This is a genomic window from Kitasatospora sp. NPDC097605 (genome assembly GCF_040302725.1).
Lineage (GTDB): Bacteria > Actinomycetota > Actinomycetes > Streptomycetales > Streptomycetaceae > Kitasatospora.
This window is the reverse complement of sequence record NZ_JBEOSF010000006.1, coordinates 233,798-247,966: the sequence shown is the minus strand read 5'-3', so window position 1 is coordinate 247,966 and position 14,169 is coordinate 233,798. Positions and strand designations below refer to the sequence as shown.

15 protein-coding genes are annotated in these 14,169 nt (G+C 73.8%); 12 read left to right on the top strand and 3 right to left on the bottom strand.

Annotation, left to right across the window (positions count from 1 at the left end; translation table 11 throughout):
- The first annotated feature begins 108 nt into the window (after positions 1 to 108).
- From ABTX81_RS09980 to ABTX81_RS09955, 6 genes are all read left to right on the top strand, one after another.
- Entirely contained in the window at positions 109 to 1,170 is a 1,062-nt protein-coding gene (locus ABTX81_RS09980) for an ABC transporter substrate-binding protein (protein WP_350542740.1), read from the top strand.
- Positions 1,171 to 1,359: 189 nt separating this feature from the next.
- On the top strand, positions 1,360 to 2,379 hold the full coding sequence (locus ABTX81_RS09975) for an NrtA/SsuA/CpmA family ABC transporter substrate-binding protein (protein ID WP_350542739.1): 1,020 nt from the start codon (positions 1,360 to 1,362) through the stop codon (positions 2,377 to 2,379).
- A gap of 86 nt (positions 2,380 to 2,465) precedes the next feature.
- Positions 2,466 to 3,314: an ABC transporter permease gene (locus tag ABTX81_RS09970; RefSeq protein ID WP_502892741.1), complete on the top strand. Its 849-nt coding sequence runs from the start codon at positions 2,466 to 2,468 to the stop codon at positions 3,312 to 3,314.
- Positions 3,311 to 4,033 carry an ABC transporter ATP-binding protein gene (locus tag ABTX81_RS09965; protein ID WP_350542738.1) on the top strand — a complete coding sequence of 241 codons (723 nt, stop codon included), beginning with the start codon at positions 3,311 to 3,313 and terminating at the stop codon, positions 4,031 to 4,033. Before ABTX81_RS09970 ends, ABTX81_RS09965 begins: the two co-directional genes overlap by 4 nt.
- A gap of 98 nt (positions 4,034 to 4,131) precedes the next feature.
- Entirely contained in the window at positions 4,132 to 5,109 is a 978-nt protein-coding gene (locus ABTX81_RS09960) for an ABC transporter substrate-binding protein (protein WP_350542737.1), read from the top strand.
- A gap of 3 nt (positions 5,110 to 5,112) precedes the next feature.
- Positions 5,113 to 6,210 (top strand): LLM class flavin-dependent oxidoreductase, encoded by a 1,098-nt coding sequence (locus ABTX81_RS09955; protein ID WP_350542736.1) that lies wholly within the window; start codon positions 5,113 to 5,115, stop codon positions 6,208 to 6,210.
- Here the strand turns inward: ABTX81_RS09955 and ABTX81_RS09950 are convergent.
- Together ABTX81_RS09950 and mgrA are read right to left on the bottom strand one after the other, a co-directional pair.
- Positions 6,160 to 6,369 carry a hypothetical protein gene (locus ABTX81_RS09950; protein WP_350542735.1) on the bottom strand — a complete coding sequence of 70 codons (210 nt, stop codon included), beginning with the start codon at positions 6,367 to 6,369 and terminating at the stop codon, positions 6,160 to 6,162. The two genes, ABTX81_RS09955 and ABTX81_RS09950, sit on opposite strands and share 51 nt — an antisense overlap.
- A 155-nt stretch (positions 6,370 to 6,524) precedes the next feature.
- Entirely contained in the window at positions 6,525 to 7,517 is a 993-nt protein-coding gene (mgrA, locus tag ABTX81_RS09945) for an L-glyceraldehyde 3-phosphate reductase (RefSeq protein WP_350542734.1), read from the bottom strand.
- Positions 7,518 to 7,726: 209 nt separating this feature from the next.
- Between mgrA and ABTX81_RS09940 the strand changes: the two genes are divergently transcribed.
- The 5 genes from ABTX81_RS09940 to ABTX81_RS09920 all read left to right on the top strand — a co-directional run bounded on the left by ABTX81_RS09940 (position 7,727) and on the right by ABTX81_RS09920 (position 12,014).
- On the top strand, positions 7,727 to 8,293 hold the full coding sequence (locus tag ABTX81_RS09940; RefSeq protein WP_350542733.1) for a TetR/AcrR family transcriptional regulator: 567 nt from the start codon (positions 7,727 to 7,729) through the stop codon (positions 8,291 to 8,293).
- A 31-nt stretch (positions 8,294 to 8,324) separates the two neighbouring features.
- Positions 8,325 to 8,930 (top strand): DUF4865 family protein, encoded by a 606-nt coding sequence (locus ABTX81_RS09935; RefSeq protein ID WP_350542732.1) that lies wholly within the window; start codon positions 8,325 to 8,327, stop codon positions 8,928 to 8,930.
- A 14-nt stretch (positions 8,931 to 8,944) separates the two neighbouring features.
- Positions 8,945 to 9,403 carry a carboxymuconolactone decarboxylase family protein gene (locus ABTX81_RS09930; protein WP_350542731.1) on the top strand — a complete coding sequence of 153 codons (459 nt, stop codon included), beginning with the start codon at positions 8,945 to 8,947 and terminating at the stop codon, positions 9,401 to 9,403.
- A complete protein-coding gene (locus ABTX81_RS09925) occupies positions 9,400 to 10,335 on the top strand; it encodes a phosphotriesterase family protein (RefSeq protein WP_350542730.1) in 936 nt (311 codons plus the stop codon). The genes ABTX81_RS09930 and ABTX81_RS09925 overlap by 4 nt, the downstream gene beginning before the upstream one ends.
- 506 nt (positions 10,336 to 10,841) lie before the next feature.
- Positions 10,842 to 12,014, top strand: a complete 1,173-nt coding sequence (locus ABTX81_RS09920) for a DUF6236 family protein (RefSeq protein WP_350542824.1) — start codon at positions 10,842 to 10,844, stop codon at positions 12,012 to 12,014.
- A 459-nt stretch (positions 12,015 to 12,473) separates the two neighbouring features.
- Here ABTX81_RS09920 and ABTX81_RS09915 read toward each other — a convergent pair whose 3' ends face one another.
- Positions 12,474 to 13,238 carry an SDR family NAD(P)-dependent oxidoreductase gene (locus ABTX81_RS09915; RefSeq protein ID WP_350542729.1) on the bottom strand — a complete coding sequence of 255 codons (765 nt, stop codon included), beginning with the start codon at positions 13,236 to 13,238 and terminating at the stop codon, positions 12,474 to 12,476.
- Positions 13,239 to 13,365: 127 nt separating this feature from the next.
- Between ABTX81_RS09915 and ABTX81_RS09910 the strand changes: the two genes are divergently transcribed.
- On the top strand, positions 13,366 to 13,986 hold the full coding sequence (locus ABTX81_RS09910) for a TetR/AcrR family transcriptional regulator (RefSeq protein ID WP_350542728.1): 621 nt from the start codon (positions 13,366 to 13,368) through the stop codon (positions 13,984 to 13,986).
- Positions 13,987 to 14,169: the final 183 nt, after the last annotated feature.

Genomic DNA, 14,169 nt, shown 5'->3' with positions numbered 1-14,169 from the left:
CGTCCGCGCCGACCACCCTACGAACTCCCCGCCCCGTCACACCTGGTGACCCGTGCCGTGCCGCGCCCCGCCGCGTCCGCGCACCCTGCCGCAGAGGACCAGCCCACCGTGCCCAGCCACGACAGCCCCACCGCCGCCGCGCCGACCGCGTCCGGCCCCGACGTGCCCGACACCCTCTGGTTCACCCGCTGCCCGGTCCCCACCGCGACCGGCATCGCGGCCGACCAGGGCTGGCTCGGCCGGGAGTTCGCCGCCGACGGCATCGCCGTCCGCTCGCTCCAGGACGTGCCGCCGGAGGTGGCCGCCGACCACCACTACACCCACGCCCTGACCGGGCTGTTCCGCGAGGGCGGCAACGTGCCGGCGCTCTGGGCCCGTTCGCGTGGCGAGCGGACCAGGCTGATCGGGCTCACCTGGATCGAGGAGCGCCAGGTCGTCCTGGTCCGGGCCGGCAGCGGCATCACCGGCGCCGCGCAGCTGCGCGGCCGCAGGCTCGCCGTCCCACGACATGGGATCGCGATCGACTTCTGGCGGGCGATGGCCCTCGCCGGCCTGCACGGGGCGCTCTCGCTCGCCGGACTCACCCTGGACGACGTCGAGTTGGTGGACGTGCCGGCCGCGCCGGACGGCGGGCAGTGGGCCGCGGAACTCGCGGCGCTGCGCGACGGCTCCGTGGACGCGGTCTATGTGAAGGGCGCGCTCGCCGTCGAGGCGGCCCGCCGGATCGGTGCGGAGGTCGCCGTCGAGCTGGACGCGGTGCCGGATCGCCGGGCCCGGGTGAACAACGGGACGCCCCGGCCGATCACCGTCCACCAGCGGCTGCTGGACGAGCACCCGGACCTGGTGGCCCGCTTCCTCGCCGTCCTGCTGGAGGCCGCCGACTGGGCGGCGGAGCGTCCGTCGGAGGTCGCGCGCATCCTGAGCGCCGAGACCGGGGCGGGGGAGGAGGGCGTCGCCGGCGCGTACGCGCGGGGCGGCCACCGCACCCTGCACCTCGATCTCTCCGAGGAGCGCCTCGCCCTCCTGGAGCAGCAGAAGCGTTTCCTTGAGCGGCACGGATTCCTGGCCGGCCCGGTGGACGTCCAGGCCTGGACCGACCCCGACCCCCTCCGCGCCGCCCGCACCCTCCTCGCCGCCCGCCGCGCCGAAGGGCGGACGCACGGCGGCTGACAGCTGACAAGTGACGGATAACAGATGACAGCTGACAGATTTCATCATCTGTTATCTGTCAGCTGAAATCTGTCAGCTGTCAATTGTCACCCCCGGACCCCGGACCCCGGACACCCAACCCCCGACCGCCGCCCCCTCCGCCTCGCCCCGGCCCGCCGCCCCCGTCATCCGTCCTCAGGAGTCGACCCCGTGAATCCCTCCCGCCTCGCCCTCGCCGCCACCGCACTGCTCGCCACCACCGCCCTGGCCGCCTGCGGCTCCTCCGCCGACGGGGCGAAGGCCTCCGCCGCCGGTGGCAAGGCCGAGGTGGTGCTCCGGGTGCCCGACCCCGGCAACAACGGCTTCCTCGCCCTCGGGAAGAAGGACGGCTCGCTGGACCGGGCGCTGGCCGCCGTCCACGCCAAGGTCTCCTGGACCGGCAGCGCCGGCCCGTTCGCCCCCGCCGCCCAGGCGCTCTCCGCCGACCAACTCGATGTCGCCCAGGGATCGATCACCTCCGCCGTCGCCGCGCTCGCCCAGAAGCCCGGCTTCAAGCTGTTCGCCCAGACCGCCCCCGACGGCGTCGGCGAGGGCATCCTGGTGAAGAACGACTCGCCGATCAGGAGCGTGCAGGACCTCGTCGGCCGCAAGGTCGCCGTCAGCCAGGGCGGCACCAGCGAGTACCTCCTGCTCAAGGCGCTGGAGAAGAACGGCGTCCCGGCGGACAAGGTCGAGCGCGTCTACCTGCGCGCCGACCAGACCGCGGGCGTCTTCAACTCCGGCCAGGTCGACGCCTGGGCCACCTGGAACACCTTCTCCACCCCGTCGATCGCCAACTCCGGCGCCCACTTCCTGGTCAATGGCCAGCAGGTCGGCTCCGACAACTACGCCGTCTGGGCCGTCCGCAACGGCTTCGCCGACAAGCACCCCGAAGTGGTCAAGGCCTTCTACGACTACCTGCGCGAGAACGGCCTCAAGGAGAAGGCCGACCCGGCCGCCTACCTGAACGTCTTCACCGACTCCGGGCCCACCGCCGTCACCCCCGCCGAGAAGGGCGTCGCGATCGAGGTCGCCCGCCAGGGCTCCGCCGCCGGAGCCATCGGCGAGGCCGATGTCACCCGGTTCGGCACCGTTGCCGCGTTCTTCGCCGACCAGAAGGTCACCAAGCAGCTGGTCGACGTCAAGCCCTATCTGATCGACGTCGACAAGCTCGGGGCCGGTGCCAAGTGACCACCACCACCGACCCGTTGAGCACATCGCCCGCAGCACCGCCCGCAGCACCGCCCGCGGCGTCCGCCGCACCCGCCGCCACCGGGCTGGACGCCGACCCCGGCACCGCCGCCGCCCGCGCGGCCGGCCTGGTCGAGCCCCGCACCCGCCTCCAGGCCCCGCGCCCCCGGGCCCTCGCCCTCACCCTGCGCACCCTCGGCCCGCTGGCCCTGCTCGGCGGCTGGGCCCTCGCCTCCGCCACCGGCGCGCTCACCCAGGACGTGCTGGCCTCGCCCGCCCAGGTCGCCGAGGCGGTCGGCGAACTGTGGGGCAACGGCCAACTCGCCGACGCCCTCACCGTCTCGCTCACCCGGGCCGGCCTCGGCCTGCTGATCGGCGCCACCACGGGTCTGGTACTCGGCGTGGTGACCGGCTTCTTCCGTCTCGGCGAGGAACTGCTCGACTCCGCCGTCCAGGTGCTGCGCACCGTCCCCTTCCTCGCGCTCGTCCCGCTGTTCATGGTCTGGTTCGGCATCACCGAGACCGCCAAGGTCGCGCTGATCGGCGTCGCCACCAGCTTCCCGATGTACGTGTCGACCTCCGGCGGCGTCCGGAACACCGACCGCAAACTCATCGAGGCCATGCGCAGTTTCGGCCTCGGCCGCTGGGCGATCGTGCGCACCGTCGTCCTGCCCGGCGCCCTGCCGGCGCTGCTGTCCGGACTGCGGCTGTCCATGACGCTCAGCGTGATCGCGCTGATCGCCGCCGAGGAGATCAACTCCACCGAAGGCATCGGCTACTTGATGGCCCAGGCCCAGAACTACTCCCGCACCGACATCCTCGCCGTCTGCATCCTGATCTACGGACTGCTGGGACTCACCGCCGACGGCGTCGTCCGCCTCCTGGAGCGCGTCCTGATGCCCTGGCGCAAGGCCGTCCAGGGAGGTGCCCGATGAGCACCGCACCCACCACCGCCGAAGCCGCACCCGCCGTCCATCTGCGCGGCCTGCGCCGGGTGTTCGGCACCCGGGCCGTCCTCGACGGCGTCGACCTCTCCATCGACCGCGGCGAGTTCGTCGCCCTGCTCGGCGCCAGCGGCACCGGCAAGACCACCCTGCTGCGCATCCTCGGCGCCCTCGACCGGGCCGACGCCGGCACCGTCCTGGTGCCGCCGGTGCGCACGGTGGTCTTCCAGGAGCCGCGGCTGGTCCCCTCGAAGCGGGTGCTCGCCAACGTCACCGTCGGCCTGCCGCGTGGCGCCGCCACCCGGGAGACCGGGCTCAAGGCACTCGCCGAGGTCGGCCTCGACCGGCACGCGGACGCCTGGCCGGCCACCCTCTCCGGTGGCGAGGCGCAGCGCGCCGCACTCGCCCGGGCGCTTGTCCGCGAACCCCAACTGCTCCTGCTGGACGAGCCGTTCGCCGCACTGGACGCGCTCACCCGGTTGCGCATGCAGGACCTCGTGGGGGACCTGGTCCGCCGCCACCGGCCGGCCGTCCTGCTGGTCACCCACGACGTGGACGAGGCCGTGCGGCTCGCCGACCGGGTCGCCGTCCTCCGCGACGGCGGGCTGGTGCGCGACGAACGCGTCACCGTCGAGCGCCCGCGCGACCCGGCCGACCCCGCCTTCGCCGAACTGCGCCGCCGCCTGCTCGCCGACCTCGGCGTCCACTGAACCCCGACGCCCCGCCCCCCTCAGACCCCGACCCCCAGACCCCTCAGATCCCCCGACCCCCCTCAGACCCCCCGCTCGCACCACAGGAGTTGATCCCCTTGGCCATCACCCTCGGCGTCCACGCCAGCAACCCCTCGCTCTACTACCTCTCCCGACTCGACTACCTGGACGACGAGTTGGCCAAGGTCGGCGAGACCGGCGCGTTCCACCACTACCGTGACGGCACCCGCACCGGCGAGCTGCTCGCCGACGGCACCATCGACTTCGGCGGTACCGGCTCCACCCCGCCGCTCACCGCCCAGGCCGCCGGCCACGACCTCGTCTACGCGGCGGTCTCCGCGCCCCGCCCCGACCACGGCGCGCTGCTGGTGCGCGCCGACGGCCCGGTGCGGACGGTCGCCGACCTCAAGGGCGGCACCGTCGTCCTCGCCATCGGCTCCTGGCAGACCCACCTGCTCGCCAAGGCCCTGCACGCCGAGGGGCTTTCCTACGCCACCGACGTCACCGCCGTCCGCCCGGCCGCCGGCGAGGACCAGGCGCAGCGGCTGCGCGAGGGCGCGATCGCCGGCTGGATCGCCCAGGGCGCCGAGCTGGCGGCGGCCCGGCGAAGCGGTGAGTTCCGCGAGCTGGTGCGCACCGGCGACGTGATCACCGACCGCTCGGTGTTCTTCACCCGCCGCGCCTTCGCGGCCGACCGCCCCGAGGTGGTCGCCGCGATCGCCACCGCCCTGCGCCGCGCGGACGCCTGGGTGGCCGGGCACCTGCCGGAGGCCGCCGCGATCGCGGCCGAGGAGCTCGGCGGCAGCGCCGAGGACTGGCGGACGGCGCTGGCCGGGCTGCCGTGGCGGCTGGAGCCGGCGAGCGCCGGGTTCGTCGCCGAGCAGCAGGAGGCGGCCGACATCTTCCACCGGGTCGGCTTCATCGACCGCGCGGTGACCGTCGCCGACGCCCACCTGCCCGCGCTGGAGGCGCCGGTGGCCGCCGCGGTCACCGCAGACGCCGCCGCAGACGCCGCCGCCGTCGCAGACGCCGGAAGCGGCGCAGCCGGACACGGCACGGCCGCCGAGGCGGTCTGACCCATGGCCTCCGAAGTCCTCTGGTACATCATCCCGCGCGAGGGCCACTACCCCTGGGAGCCGGCCGGCCGCCGCCCCGTCGACCTCCGCTACCTCCAGCAACTCGCCGGCAGCGTCGAGCGCCTGGGCTACACCGGCGCGCTGCTGGCGACCGACCTCTACGACGTGTGGGACCTCGGCAACGCCCTCGCCGCCGCCACCACCCCGGCGTTCAAGCCGTTGCTGGCCGTCCACCCCGGGCTGATCTCGCCCACCCTGCTGGCGAAGATGGCGCTCAGCTTCGACCACCTGCACGGCGGCCGGCTGCGCTTCAACGTGGTCAACGGCTCCACCGAGCAGCTGCGCGAGTACGGGCTGCACGTCGAGCACGACGACCGCTACCGCCTCAGCGCCGAGTACTGGTCGGTCGTCAAGCGTCTCACCGCCGGTGAGGTCTTCGACCACAAGGGCGAGTTCTACGACCTGCGGAACGCCGGTGCGAGCCTGCGCGACCTCGCCCCGGTCCAGCCGGGCGGCATCCCGCTCTGGTTCGGCGGCAGTTCCGCGGCCGGCATCGAGATGGCCGCCCAGCACGTGGACGTCTACCTCACCTGGGGCGAGCCGCCGCAGCAGCTGAAGGAGAAGTTGGACCTGGTGCGCGAGCGCGCCGCCGCGCACGGCCGCAGCCTGCGGATCGGCCTGCGGCTGCACCTGATCGTCCGCGACACCGAGGACGAGGCCTGGGCCGCCGCCGACCGGTTGCTCGACGTCACCAGCGAGGCGACGTACGCCCGTCAGCTCGGCGGGGCGCGCGGGGAGGACGGGGTCGGCTGGCAGCGGCAGTTCCGCCAGCACGGCGGCAAGGTCCCGGCCCGGGCGCGGGAGTTGGAGGTCCACCCGAACCTCTGGCCCGGGATGAGCCTGTTCCGCCCCGGCCCGGGGACCGCCGTGGTCGGCTCGACGGCCCAGGTGATCGAGCGGCTCCAGGAGTTCGAGTCGCTCGGCGTGGACACCTTCATCCTCTCCGGCAACCCGCTGCTGGAGGAGGCCCACCGGGTCGCCGAGACGGTGCTACCGGCGCTGGGCGTCCACCGGCGGCAGAGCACCGGCGAGAACGCCTGACGGGACGCCGGGCAGGGCGCCGGGCAGGGAGCCGGGCAGGGCTCCGCCCAGGATGCCCGACGGCAGCGCCGCCCCGGGCAGGACGGGGAACGGCAGCGGCGAGGTCAGCGCCAGCTGCCGGGCGAAGCGGGCCACGGCTCGGAGGAGGTACGTCCGCACGGCGGGCTCCCGAGATCTCGAAGGACGCGTACGGACGGTCCCGTACGGGCGGTCCAACGAGCGCAGTGCCCGGCCGGTCACGCATGGACCGGCCGGGCACCGTGGCGCGCCGTCCCCCGTTCACTGTGCCCGGCGGGCCCGGAGCGTCCGTGAGGTCAGCGGCTCAGCGAGTCGATCTCGGCCAGCTCCTCGTCCGTCAGCGGACCGCCCGCCAGCGCGTCGAGGTTCTGGTCCAGCTGTGCCACGCTGCTGGCGCCGATGATCACCGACACCACCCGCTGGTCCCGCAGCACCCAGCTCAGCGCCAGCTGCGCCAGGCTCTGCCCGCGCCGCTGCGCCACCTTGTCGAGCGCCCGCAGCTGCTCCAGCTTCGCCTCGGTCAGCGCCTCCTCGCGCAGGAACTTGCCGATCGACATCCGCGACCCGGCCGGCACCTGCCCCGACAGGTAGCGGTCGGTCAACAGGCCCTGCGCCAGCGGCGAGTAGGCGATCAGGCTGGTCCCGGTGTCGGCGACGGCGTCCAGCACGCCCTCGTCCTCGACGTAGCGGTTGAGGACGGAGTACGCGCACTGGTTCATCAGGACCGGCGTGCCCAGCTCGCGCAGGATCGCCACCGCCTCCCGGTGCTGCTGCGCCGGGTAGTTGGAGATGCCCGCGTACAGCGCCTTGCCCGCCCGGACCGCCGAGGCCAGCGCGCCCATGGTCTCCTCGAGCGGGGTGTGCGGGTCGTAGCGGTGCGAGTAGAAGACATCCACGTAGTCCAGGCCCATCCGGCCCAGCGACTGGTCCAGGCTGGCCAGCAGGTACTTGCGGCTGCCGCCCTCGCCGTACGGGCCGGGCCACATGTCGTAGCCGGCCTTGGAGGCGATGAACAGCTCGTCGCGGTACGGGCGGAAGTCCTGCGCGAAGAGGTAGCCGAAGTTGCGCTCCGCGCTGCCGTACGGCGGGCCGTAGTTGTTGGCGAGGTCGAAGTGGGTGACACCCCGGTCGAAGGCGCGGCGCAGCACCGCACGCTGGACGTCGAGCGGCTGGGCGTCACCGAAGTTGTGCCACAGGCCCAGCGAGACGGCGGGGAGCAGCACGCCACTGCGGCCGGCCCGGCGGTAGGTCATCGAGGCGTAGCGGTCATCCGCGGCGAGGTAGGTCATGCGTGCCATCCTGCCAGGCCGCACCCGCCCCGGGGTGATCCGCGCCACCGTCCGGCGAGGAGTGCCGCGCGGGGCGGGTGGGGACGACGATCACACGGGGCCGTGGACCGCCGGGGGGCGGCCCACGGCCCGTGGCTTCCCGGGCCGTCGCCCGATTCTGTACCTACTGGTATGTACATTCGACTGTACCAGTAGGTACAGTGACCGGCATGGCAACCCAGGACCGCCTCATCGAGAGCACCCAGGAACTCCTCTGGGAACGCGGCTACGTCGGCACCAGCCCCAAGGCCATCCAGCAGCGGGCGGGCGTCGGCCAGGGCAGCATGTACCACCACTTCGACGGCAAGCCCGACCTCGCCGCCGCCGCCCTGCGCCGCAGCGCCGAGCAGATGCGCGCCGTCGCCGCGGCCGACCTCGCCGGCCCCGGCACCGCGTACGACCGGGTCGCCGCCTACCTGCGGCGCGAGCGCGACGTGCTGCGCGGCTGCCGGATCGGCCGGATGGCCCAGGATCCCGAGGTGGTGGCCGACCCCCGGCTGCGCGCGCCCGTCGAGGAGACCTTCGACTGGCTGCGCGGCCGGATCGCCGAGGTGATCGCCGAGGGGCGGGCGGCCGGCGACCTGCGGCCGGGCGCCGAGCCCGCCGACCTCGCCGCCGCCGTGGTCGCCGTGGTGCAGGGCGGCTACGTGCTCGCCCGCGCCGCCGGCAGCGCCGAACCGTTCGAGCGGGCCGTACGCGGCGCGCTCGCCCTGCTCGCCGCCCACCGCACCGGCTGAGCCGCCGGCCCGACCCCTTACGGAGCCCGCCGTGCACGCCATGCAGTACGAGATCACCCTGCCCGCCGACTACGACATGGGCATCATCCACCGGCGGATCGCCACCCGGGGCCACCTGCTCGACGACCACCCCGGCCTCGGTCTCAAGGCCTACCTGGTCCGCGAACGCGGCCTCGACGGCTCGCCCGTCAACGAGTACGCGCCGTTCTACCTCTGGCGCACCGCCGAGGGCATGAACGCCTTCCTCTGGGGGCCCGGCTTCCGCGGCGTCAGCGCCGACTTCGGCCGCCCCGCCGTGCGGCACTGGCTCGGCGCGGGACTGCGTCGCGGCCCCGCCGCCGACGACCCTGCCGCAGGTGACCCCACCGCCGACCGCCCCACCGCCGCCACCCGGCAGGCCGAACGCCTCCCGGAGGGCGCCGACCCCGCCGAGGCCGTCGAGGACGCCCTCGCCGCGCTGCCCGACCACCCCGACCTGCACACCGCCGCCGTCGCCGTCGACCCGGCCCGCTGGGAACTGCTGCGCTTCGCCCTCTGGCGCGGCGCCGCCCCGGACGCCGCGCCCGGCACCCGGTACCGCGTGCACCACCTCTCCAGCCCCGAACTCGACCGGCTGCCCGTCGGCCGCCACTGGTGAAAGGACCCCGCCCGATGAACCCGGCCCCTGCCACCCCCGCCGAACCCACCCCCGCCGAACCCACCGCCGCCGAACCCACCGCCGCCGAACCCACCGCCGCCCCGCTCGACCGGGCCGCCGGCTACGCCCTGCTCGACGAGCTCGTCGGGCCGAGGACCCGGGCCGACACCCTGGGACCGCTCGACGAACTCGCCCCCGGCTTCCCCGACTGGATCGTCACCGCGCTGTTCGGCGGCACCTACCAGCGGCCCGGACTCGCCCTGCGCGACCGTCAGGTGGCCAACCTGGCCGCCCTCACCGCGCTCGGCGGCGTGGAACCGCAGCTCGCCGACCACGTGCGCAACAGCCTGCGGATCGGCCTGACCAAGGTGGAGGTCACCGAGGTCCTGGTCCACCTCGCGCCCTACGTCGGCGTCCCCAAGGCCCTGGCCGGACTGCGGGTCGCCGCCGCCACCTTCGCCGAGACCGAATGAGCGCCGCCGTCGGCACCGTCCGCACCGTCCTCGGCGACGTCGACCCCGCCGAACTCGGCGTCTGCGACGCCCATGACCACCTCTTCCTGCGCAGCCCCAGGCTGCCAGGCGAGGAACTCGACGATCCGGCCGCCGCCGAACAGGTGCTGCGTGCCTTCGCGGCGGCCGGCGGCCGGGCGTTCGTCCAGTGGACACCCGCCGGGATGGGCCGGCGGGCCGACACGCTGCCGGCGCTGTCCCGGGCGACCGGCGTCCACCTGGTCGCGGCCACCGGGCTCCACCAGGCCGTCCACTACGACCCGTCGGACCTCGAACGGCGTTACGCCGGACTCACCGGTTTCTTCACCGCCGAGCTCACCACCGGCCTGCATGGCGCGCCCGAGGGTGTCCGCGCCGGGCTGATCAAGGTGGCCGGCGACTTCCACGGCCTGGACGCCCACACCCGACGGGTCATGACGGCCGCCGCCGAGGCCCACCACGCCACCGGCGCGCCGATCGCCGTCCACCATGAACTCGGCACCGCCGCGCCGGACGTCCTCGACCTGCTCTGCGAACACCACGGCGTCCCGCCCCGGCGGGTGATCCTCGGGCACCTCAACCGGCACCCCGACCTCCGCCTGCACCGCCAACTCGCCGCCACCGGAGCCTTTCTGGCGCTGGACGGCCCCTCCCGCGCGCACCACGCGACCGACCACCACCTCTTCGACACGGTGGCCGCCCTCCTGGAGGCCGGCCACGCCGACCGCCTGCTCCTCGGCGGCGACACCACCACCCGCACCGCCCGCCACGCCCCCGGCCCCACCCACCTCCTCACCACCCTCGCGCCCCGCCTCTCCCGCGAGTTCGGCCCCGACGCCCCCCACCAACTCCTCACCGCCAACCCGTCCCGAGCCTTCGCGGCCGAGTGGCGGACAGCCCACACGACGGGCTGACAGCTGGCAGTACCTGTCATCTGTCAACTGAAAGCCGAGCGCGATCTTTGAGAGGATCTCGCCCACGTCGAGGCCCGCAACGGCGTCCCGGTCACCGATACGGGAGACACCGGGACGCACTGGGAGCGCCATACCGAAGGCGGACGGGTCGCTCGAGTCCTACCTTTCAGCATCGTGCTCAGACCGTGCCCCCCGATCAAGCCAGAAGAGCAGCTCGCGGTCTCTGCCGGGCGAGCTCGGGGACGACGTCGCCACTCCGGTGGCGCCGTCATCGCCGGGACCTCGAACACCGAGGCGGGCCCACCCTGGTCGCCGATGCGGTGTCGTGTCCGATCTCCCGCCCGCGGCCGGCCAGGATCAAGCCGATCCACGCCCACGTCGTTCTCGTCGACTCGAAGCCTTCCACCGGTAGCCGGACCGTCGGGCGGGAGGGCGGTCGAATAGCATCCTGCGGGGCTTCGACCACGGTCGGTCGCTGTCCGGAGGGGAAAGAAGGCGATTCAGTGATGTTGCAGACGGGGCTCTACTACCCATACGTACACCTGCGCGACGAGTCGTGGGCCAAGGCGGCGGCCCTGTACTGGAGGAATCTGGCGCGGGTGGTCCCGCCCGGTTTCCCGGTGCGGGACCGCGACGCCATCAAGGAGTTGAACGACGCGGGGTTCCTCAGGACCACCGACCCGCAGCCGGCCGCCGAGGCGGTCGCACCCGCCTTCGTCTCGGCGATCCGGGAGAACACTGACGCGCTGCGCGCCCGCTTCGCCGTGGGGGAACGACGCTTCACCGAGCGGTGGCAGTCGGCTCCGGCACTCTCAGCGACCGCCCGCACCCTGACGGGGCTGTACCCGGAGGAAGTGCCGGATGCGCTGCAGGAAGCCCTGCGGGAGGCCGGGCTCGCCCGTCGGAGCGCGCGGGGGTACGTCGGGGATCGGCTGGTGTGGTGGTTGGCCGTCGACCCAGCCGTGGCATGGGCGTACAAGTGCGCGATCACCGAGGAACTGGCTCGTCGCACCGCGTTCGCACCGGTCACCGATCAGCTCAACGCCTTCACCGCCACAGGCGAATGGTCCAGCGAACGCGTCGCCGACACCCTCCTGGACCGAGCGGAACCGCGGATCGGCCGCGAGGCGGCCCAGTCGCGGCTCGCCCTCATGGCCGTACAGTGCGTCCTGCCCGCAGACCTGCGGAACGTCCCGACCGAGAAGATCCTGCGTCTGCGGACCCAGTACGCCGACGAGTTCACCGCGTTCGCCGCCGCCATCGAGGCGGCCGCCGCCGACATCGCCAACGCCACACGCGAAGTCACCGACCGGGCAGCCTTCGAACTCCACCTCCAGGGGGCCTTCGAACGCTCCATCGCCCAACCGCTGGCGTCGCTGCGCAAGGCGATGAACGGCCTCAAGCTGAACACCATCGTGACGGCGCTCACCATCAAGCCGGAGGTGACCGTTTCGGGTACGGGGCTCGCATGGCTGGCCGGTGGACCCGCTACAGCGGTCAGCACCGGCATCGCCTTCGCCGCTCTCGCCACCAGGCAGGCAGTGGCCCGCGAACGCGATGCCCTCGTGACGTCCTCGCCTGCCGGCTACCTGCTGAAGGTCGAGCGGGACGTGAAGCCGGCGACTTTGCTCCGTCGCGCTGGCCGGAGCATCGCGCGCACAACCGGCGTCGGCATCTGAACCGACGCCGACGCGCACTCAGCGGCGGGCCGGGTGCCCTGAATCAAGCGGACATATGTGAGCCAGGCCTACGAATCCGGACATCGGTCACGTAGGCCACGTGAACGTGGCTCCGTGGACACTCCTGATGGCCGCGCCCCCGAGACTTCGATTCACCGACTTCCGCTTCGGTCGCGGCGGGGCGCCCGGTGCCGGCACTGCCAGGTCCGGTCGGCCGGCAGGCTTTCGCTCCTGCCACGGGAAGCATGAACGGCCCGCGCCGCGCCGCGAGCACGACCGGCGGCCACTCGGCCGGATTGCGGCAGGCGATGAGCCTGCCCCGTTCGCGGCTCACCGCCGACGCCCGGGCCACTCACACGCCCCGACCCGCGCCTCCCGTCAGGCGGCTCTTCGCCCCGCCGAATGGTCGGCGGGGCGAAGAGTCAGGCGCCGAATTCCGCGTCGAGCCTCACGGCCACCTCACATGTGGGTGCCGCCGTCGATCCGCAGCTCGGTGCCGGTGACGAAGGCGCCGTCGTCGGAGGCGAGCATGGCGATCACGCCGGCCACGGTCTCCGGGCCCGCGAAGCCCTGGCCGATCGCCGGGGTGAGCTTGGCGAAGTGGCTGAAGTCGACGTCCGCCGGCAGACCGGGGTTGTTGGTCATGCCGCTGTCGATGCTGCCCGGCGCGACGCAGACGGCGCGCAGCCCCTGCTTGGCGTACTCGGCGGCGATCGCGTGGGTGAAGGACTGGATGCCGCCCTTGGACGCGGCGTAGGCGGCCATGTAGGGGTGGGCGAAGGTCGCCGAGGTGGAGCTGAAGTTCACCACCACGCCCTTGCCGCCCGCGAGCAGCGCCGGCAGCGCCTCGCGGGTCATCAGGAAGGTGCCGGTCAGGTTGACCGCGAGCACCTTGTTCCAGAACTCCAGGCTGGTCGCGTGGGTGTGCGCGGAACGCAGGATGCCGGCCGCGTTGACCAGCACGTCCAGACCGCCGAGCGCGGCCACGGCCTCCGCGACGCCGGCCCGCACCGCGGCCTCGTCCGACACGTCCAGGACCGCCGTGGTGAGGCGGTCGGCGACGCCGTCGGCGGTGGCGCGCTCCAGGGTGGCCTTCAGGCCGTCCTCGTTGACGTCGACGGCGGCGACCCGCCCGCCCTCGGCGAGGATCCGGTGCACGGTGGCCTGGCCGATGCCCGAGCCGCCGCCGGTGATCAGGACGTTCCGTCCGGTGAAGCGCTCCATGGTGGTGGTACTCCGTTCCGTTCTCCGTGCTCAGGGGGCACGTGCTCATGCAATGACTGGCACGGTACGCCTGAATGGCACGTTGTGCCAAAAAGTCTCGACGTGCCGCCTCGCGTACGCTGATCCCGTGACCGGACGCCCCACCCTGACCCAGCGCCGTCGTGAGACCACCCGGCTGGAGATCGCCCAGACCGCGGCCGAACTGTTCGCCGCGCGCGGCGCCGAGGCCACCACCGCCGAGGAGATCGCCAACGCCTCGGGCATCTCGCTGCGCACCTTCTACCGCTACTTCTCAGAGAAGGAGGACGCCGTCGCCCCGCTGCTCGCGGCCGGCGGCGAGCGCTGGGTGCGGCTGTTCACCGAGAGCGCCGCCGACCTGCCGGTCCGCGAGGCGCTGGAGCGCTCGGCGGCCGAGTCGCTGAGCCCGGTCGACCCGCGGGCCGGCGAGGCCATGCACTGGACCCGCGAGCTGCTGCGCGACCCCCGCCTCGCCTCGGTCTGGCAGCGGGTGCACGCCGACTCCGAGGAGCGGCTGCGGGCCGCGATCGCCGACCGCTGCCCGCCGGGGACCGACCCCCTGGAGATCCGGCTGGCCGCCGCCGCCGCGACCGCCGCCATCCGGGTCGCCCTGGAGCAGTGGGCGCTCTCCGGCGCCCCGGCGACCGGCCCCGGCTCGCCCCGCGAACTCGGCGCCCGCTGCGTACGCGAACTCACCGGGGGCCTCGGCCTCTGGGACCGCGTCAGCTGACGGCGCCCGCGTCACCCCCCTCCCCGGGTGGCCTCCTCCTCCAGGCCGAGGGCGTCACCGCTGGTCGGCGGGGGCGGTGCGGCCCGCGCAAACGCTAGGCTGAGTGGTCGCGCCCGGGCGACGGCCTCGCTACGGACGGGGGGAACCGGGGCGGCCCTCCCGGGTGTCCTTCCCCCGGGAGCG

Bases quoted from the DNA above. Each gene is read 5' to 3' on its own strand.
- ABTX81_RS09915 (WP_350542729.1), bottom strand. From the start codon at position 13,238: ATGGAGCGCTTCACCGGACGGAACGTCCTGATCACCGGCGGCGGCTCG.
- ABTX81_RS09920 (WP_350542824.1), top strand. From the start codon at position 10,842: ATGTTGCAGACGGGGCTCTACTACCCATACGTACACCTGCGCGACGAG.
- ABTX81_RS09925 (WP_350542730.1), top strand. From the start codon at position 9,400: ATGAGCGCCGCCGTCGGCACCGTCCGCACCGTCCTCGGCGACGTCGAC.
- mgrA (WP_350542734.1), bottom strand. From the start codon at position 7,517: ATGACCTACCTCGCCGCGGATGACCGCTACGCCTCGATGACCTACCGC.
- ABTX81_RS09955 (WP_350542736.1), top strand. From the start codon at position 5,113: ATGGCCTCCGAAGTCCTCTGGTACATCATCCCGCGCGAGGGCCACTAC.
- ABTX81_RS09930 (WP_350542731.1), top strand. From the start codon at position 8,945: ATGAACCCGGCCCCTGCCACCCCCGCCGAACCCACCCCCGCCGAACCC.
- ABTX81_RS09965 (WP_350542738.1), top strand. From the start codon at position 3,311: ATGAGCACCGCACCCACCACCGCCGAAGCCGCACCCGCCGTCCATCTG.
- ABTX81_RS09940 (WP_350542733.1), top strand. From the start codon at position 7,727: ATGGCAACCCAGGACCGCCTCATCGAGAGCACCCAGGAACTCCTCTGG.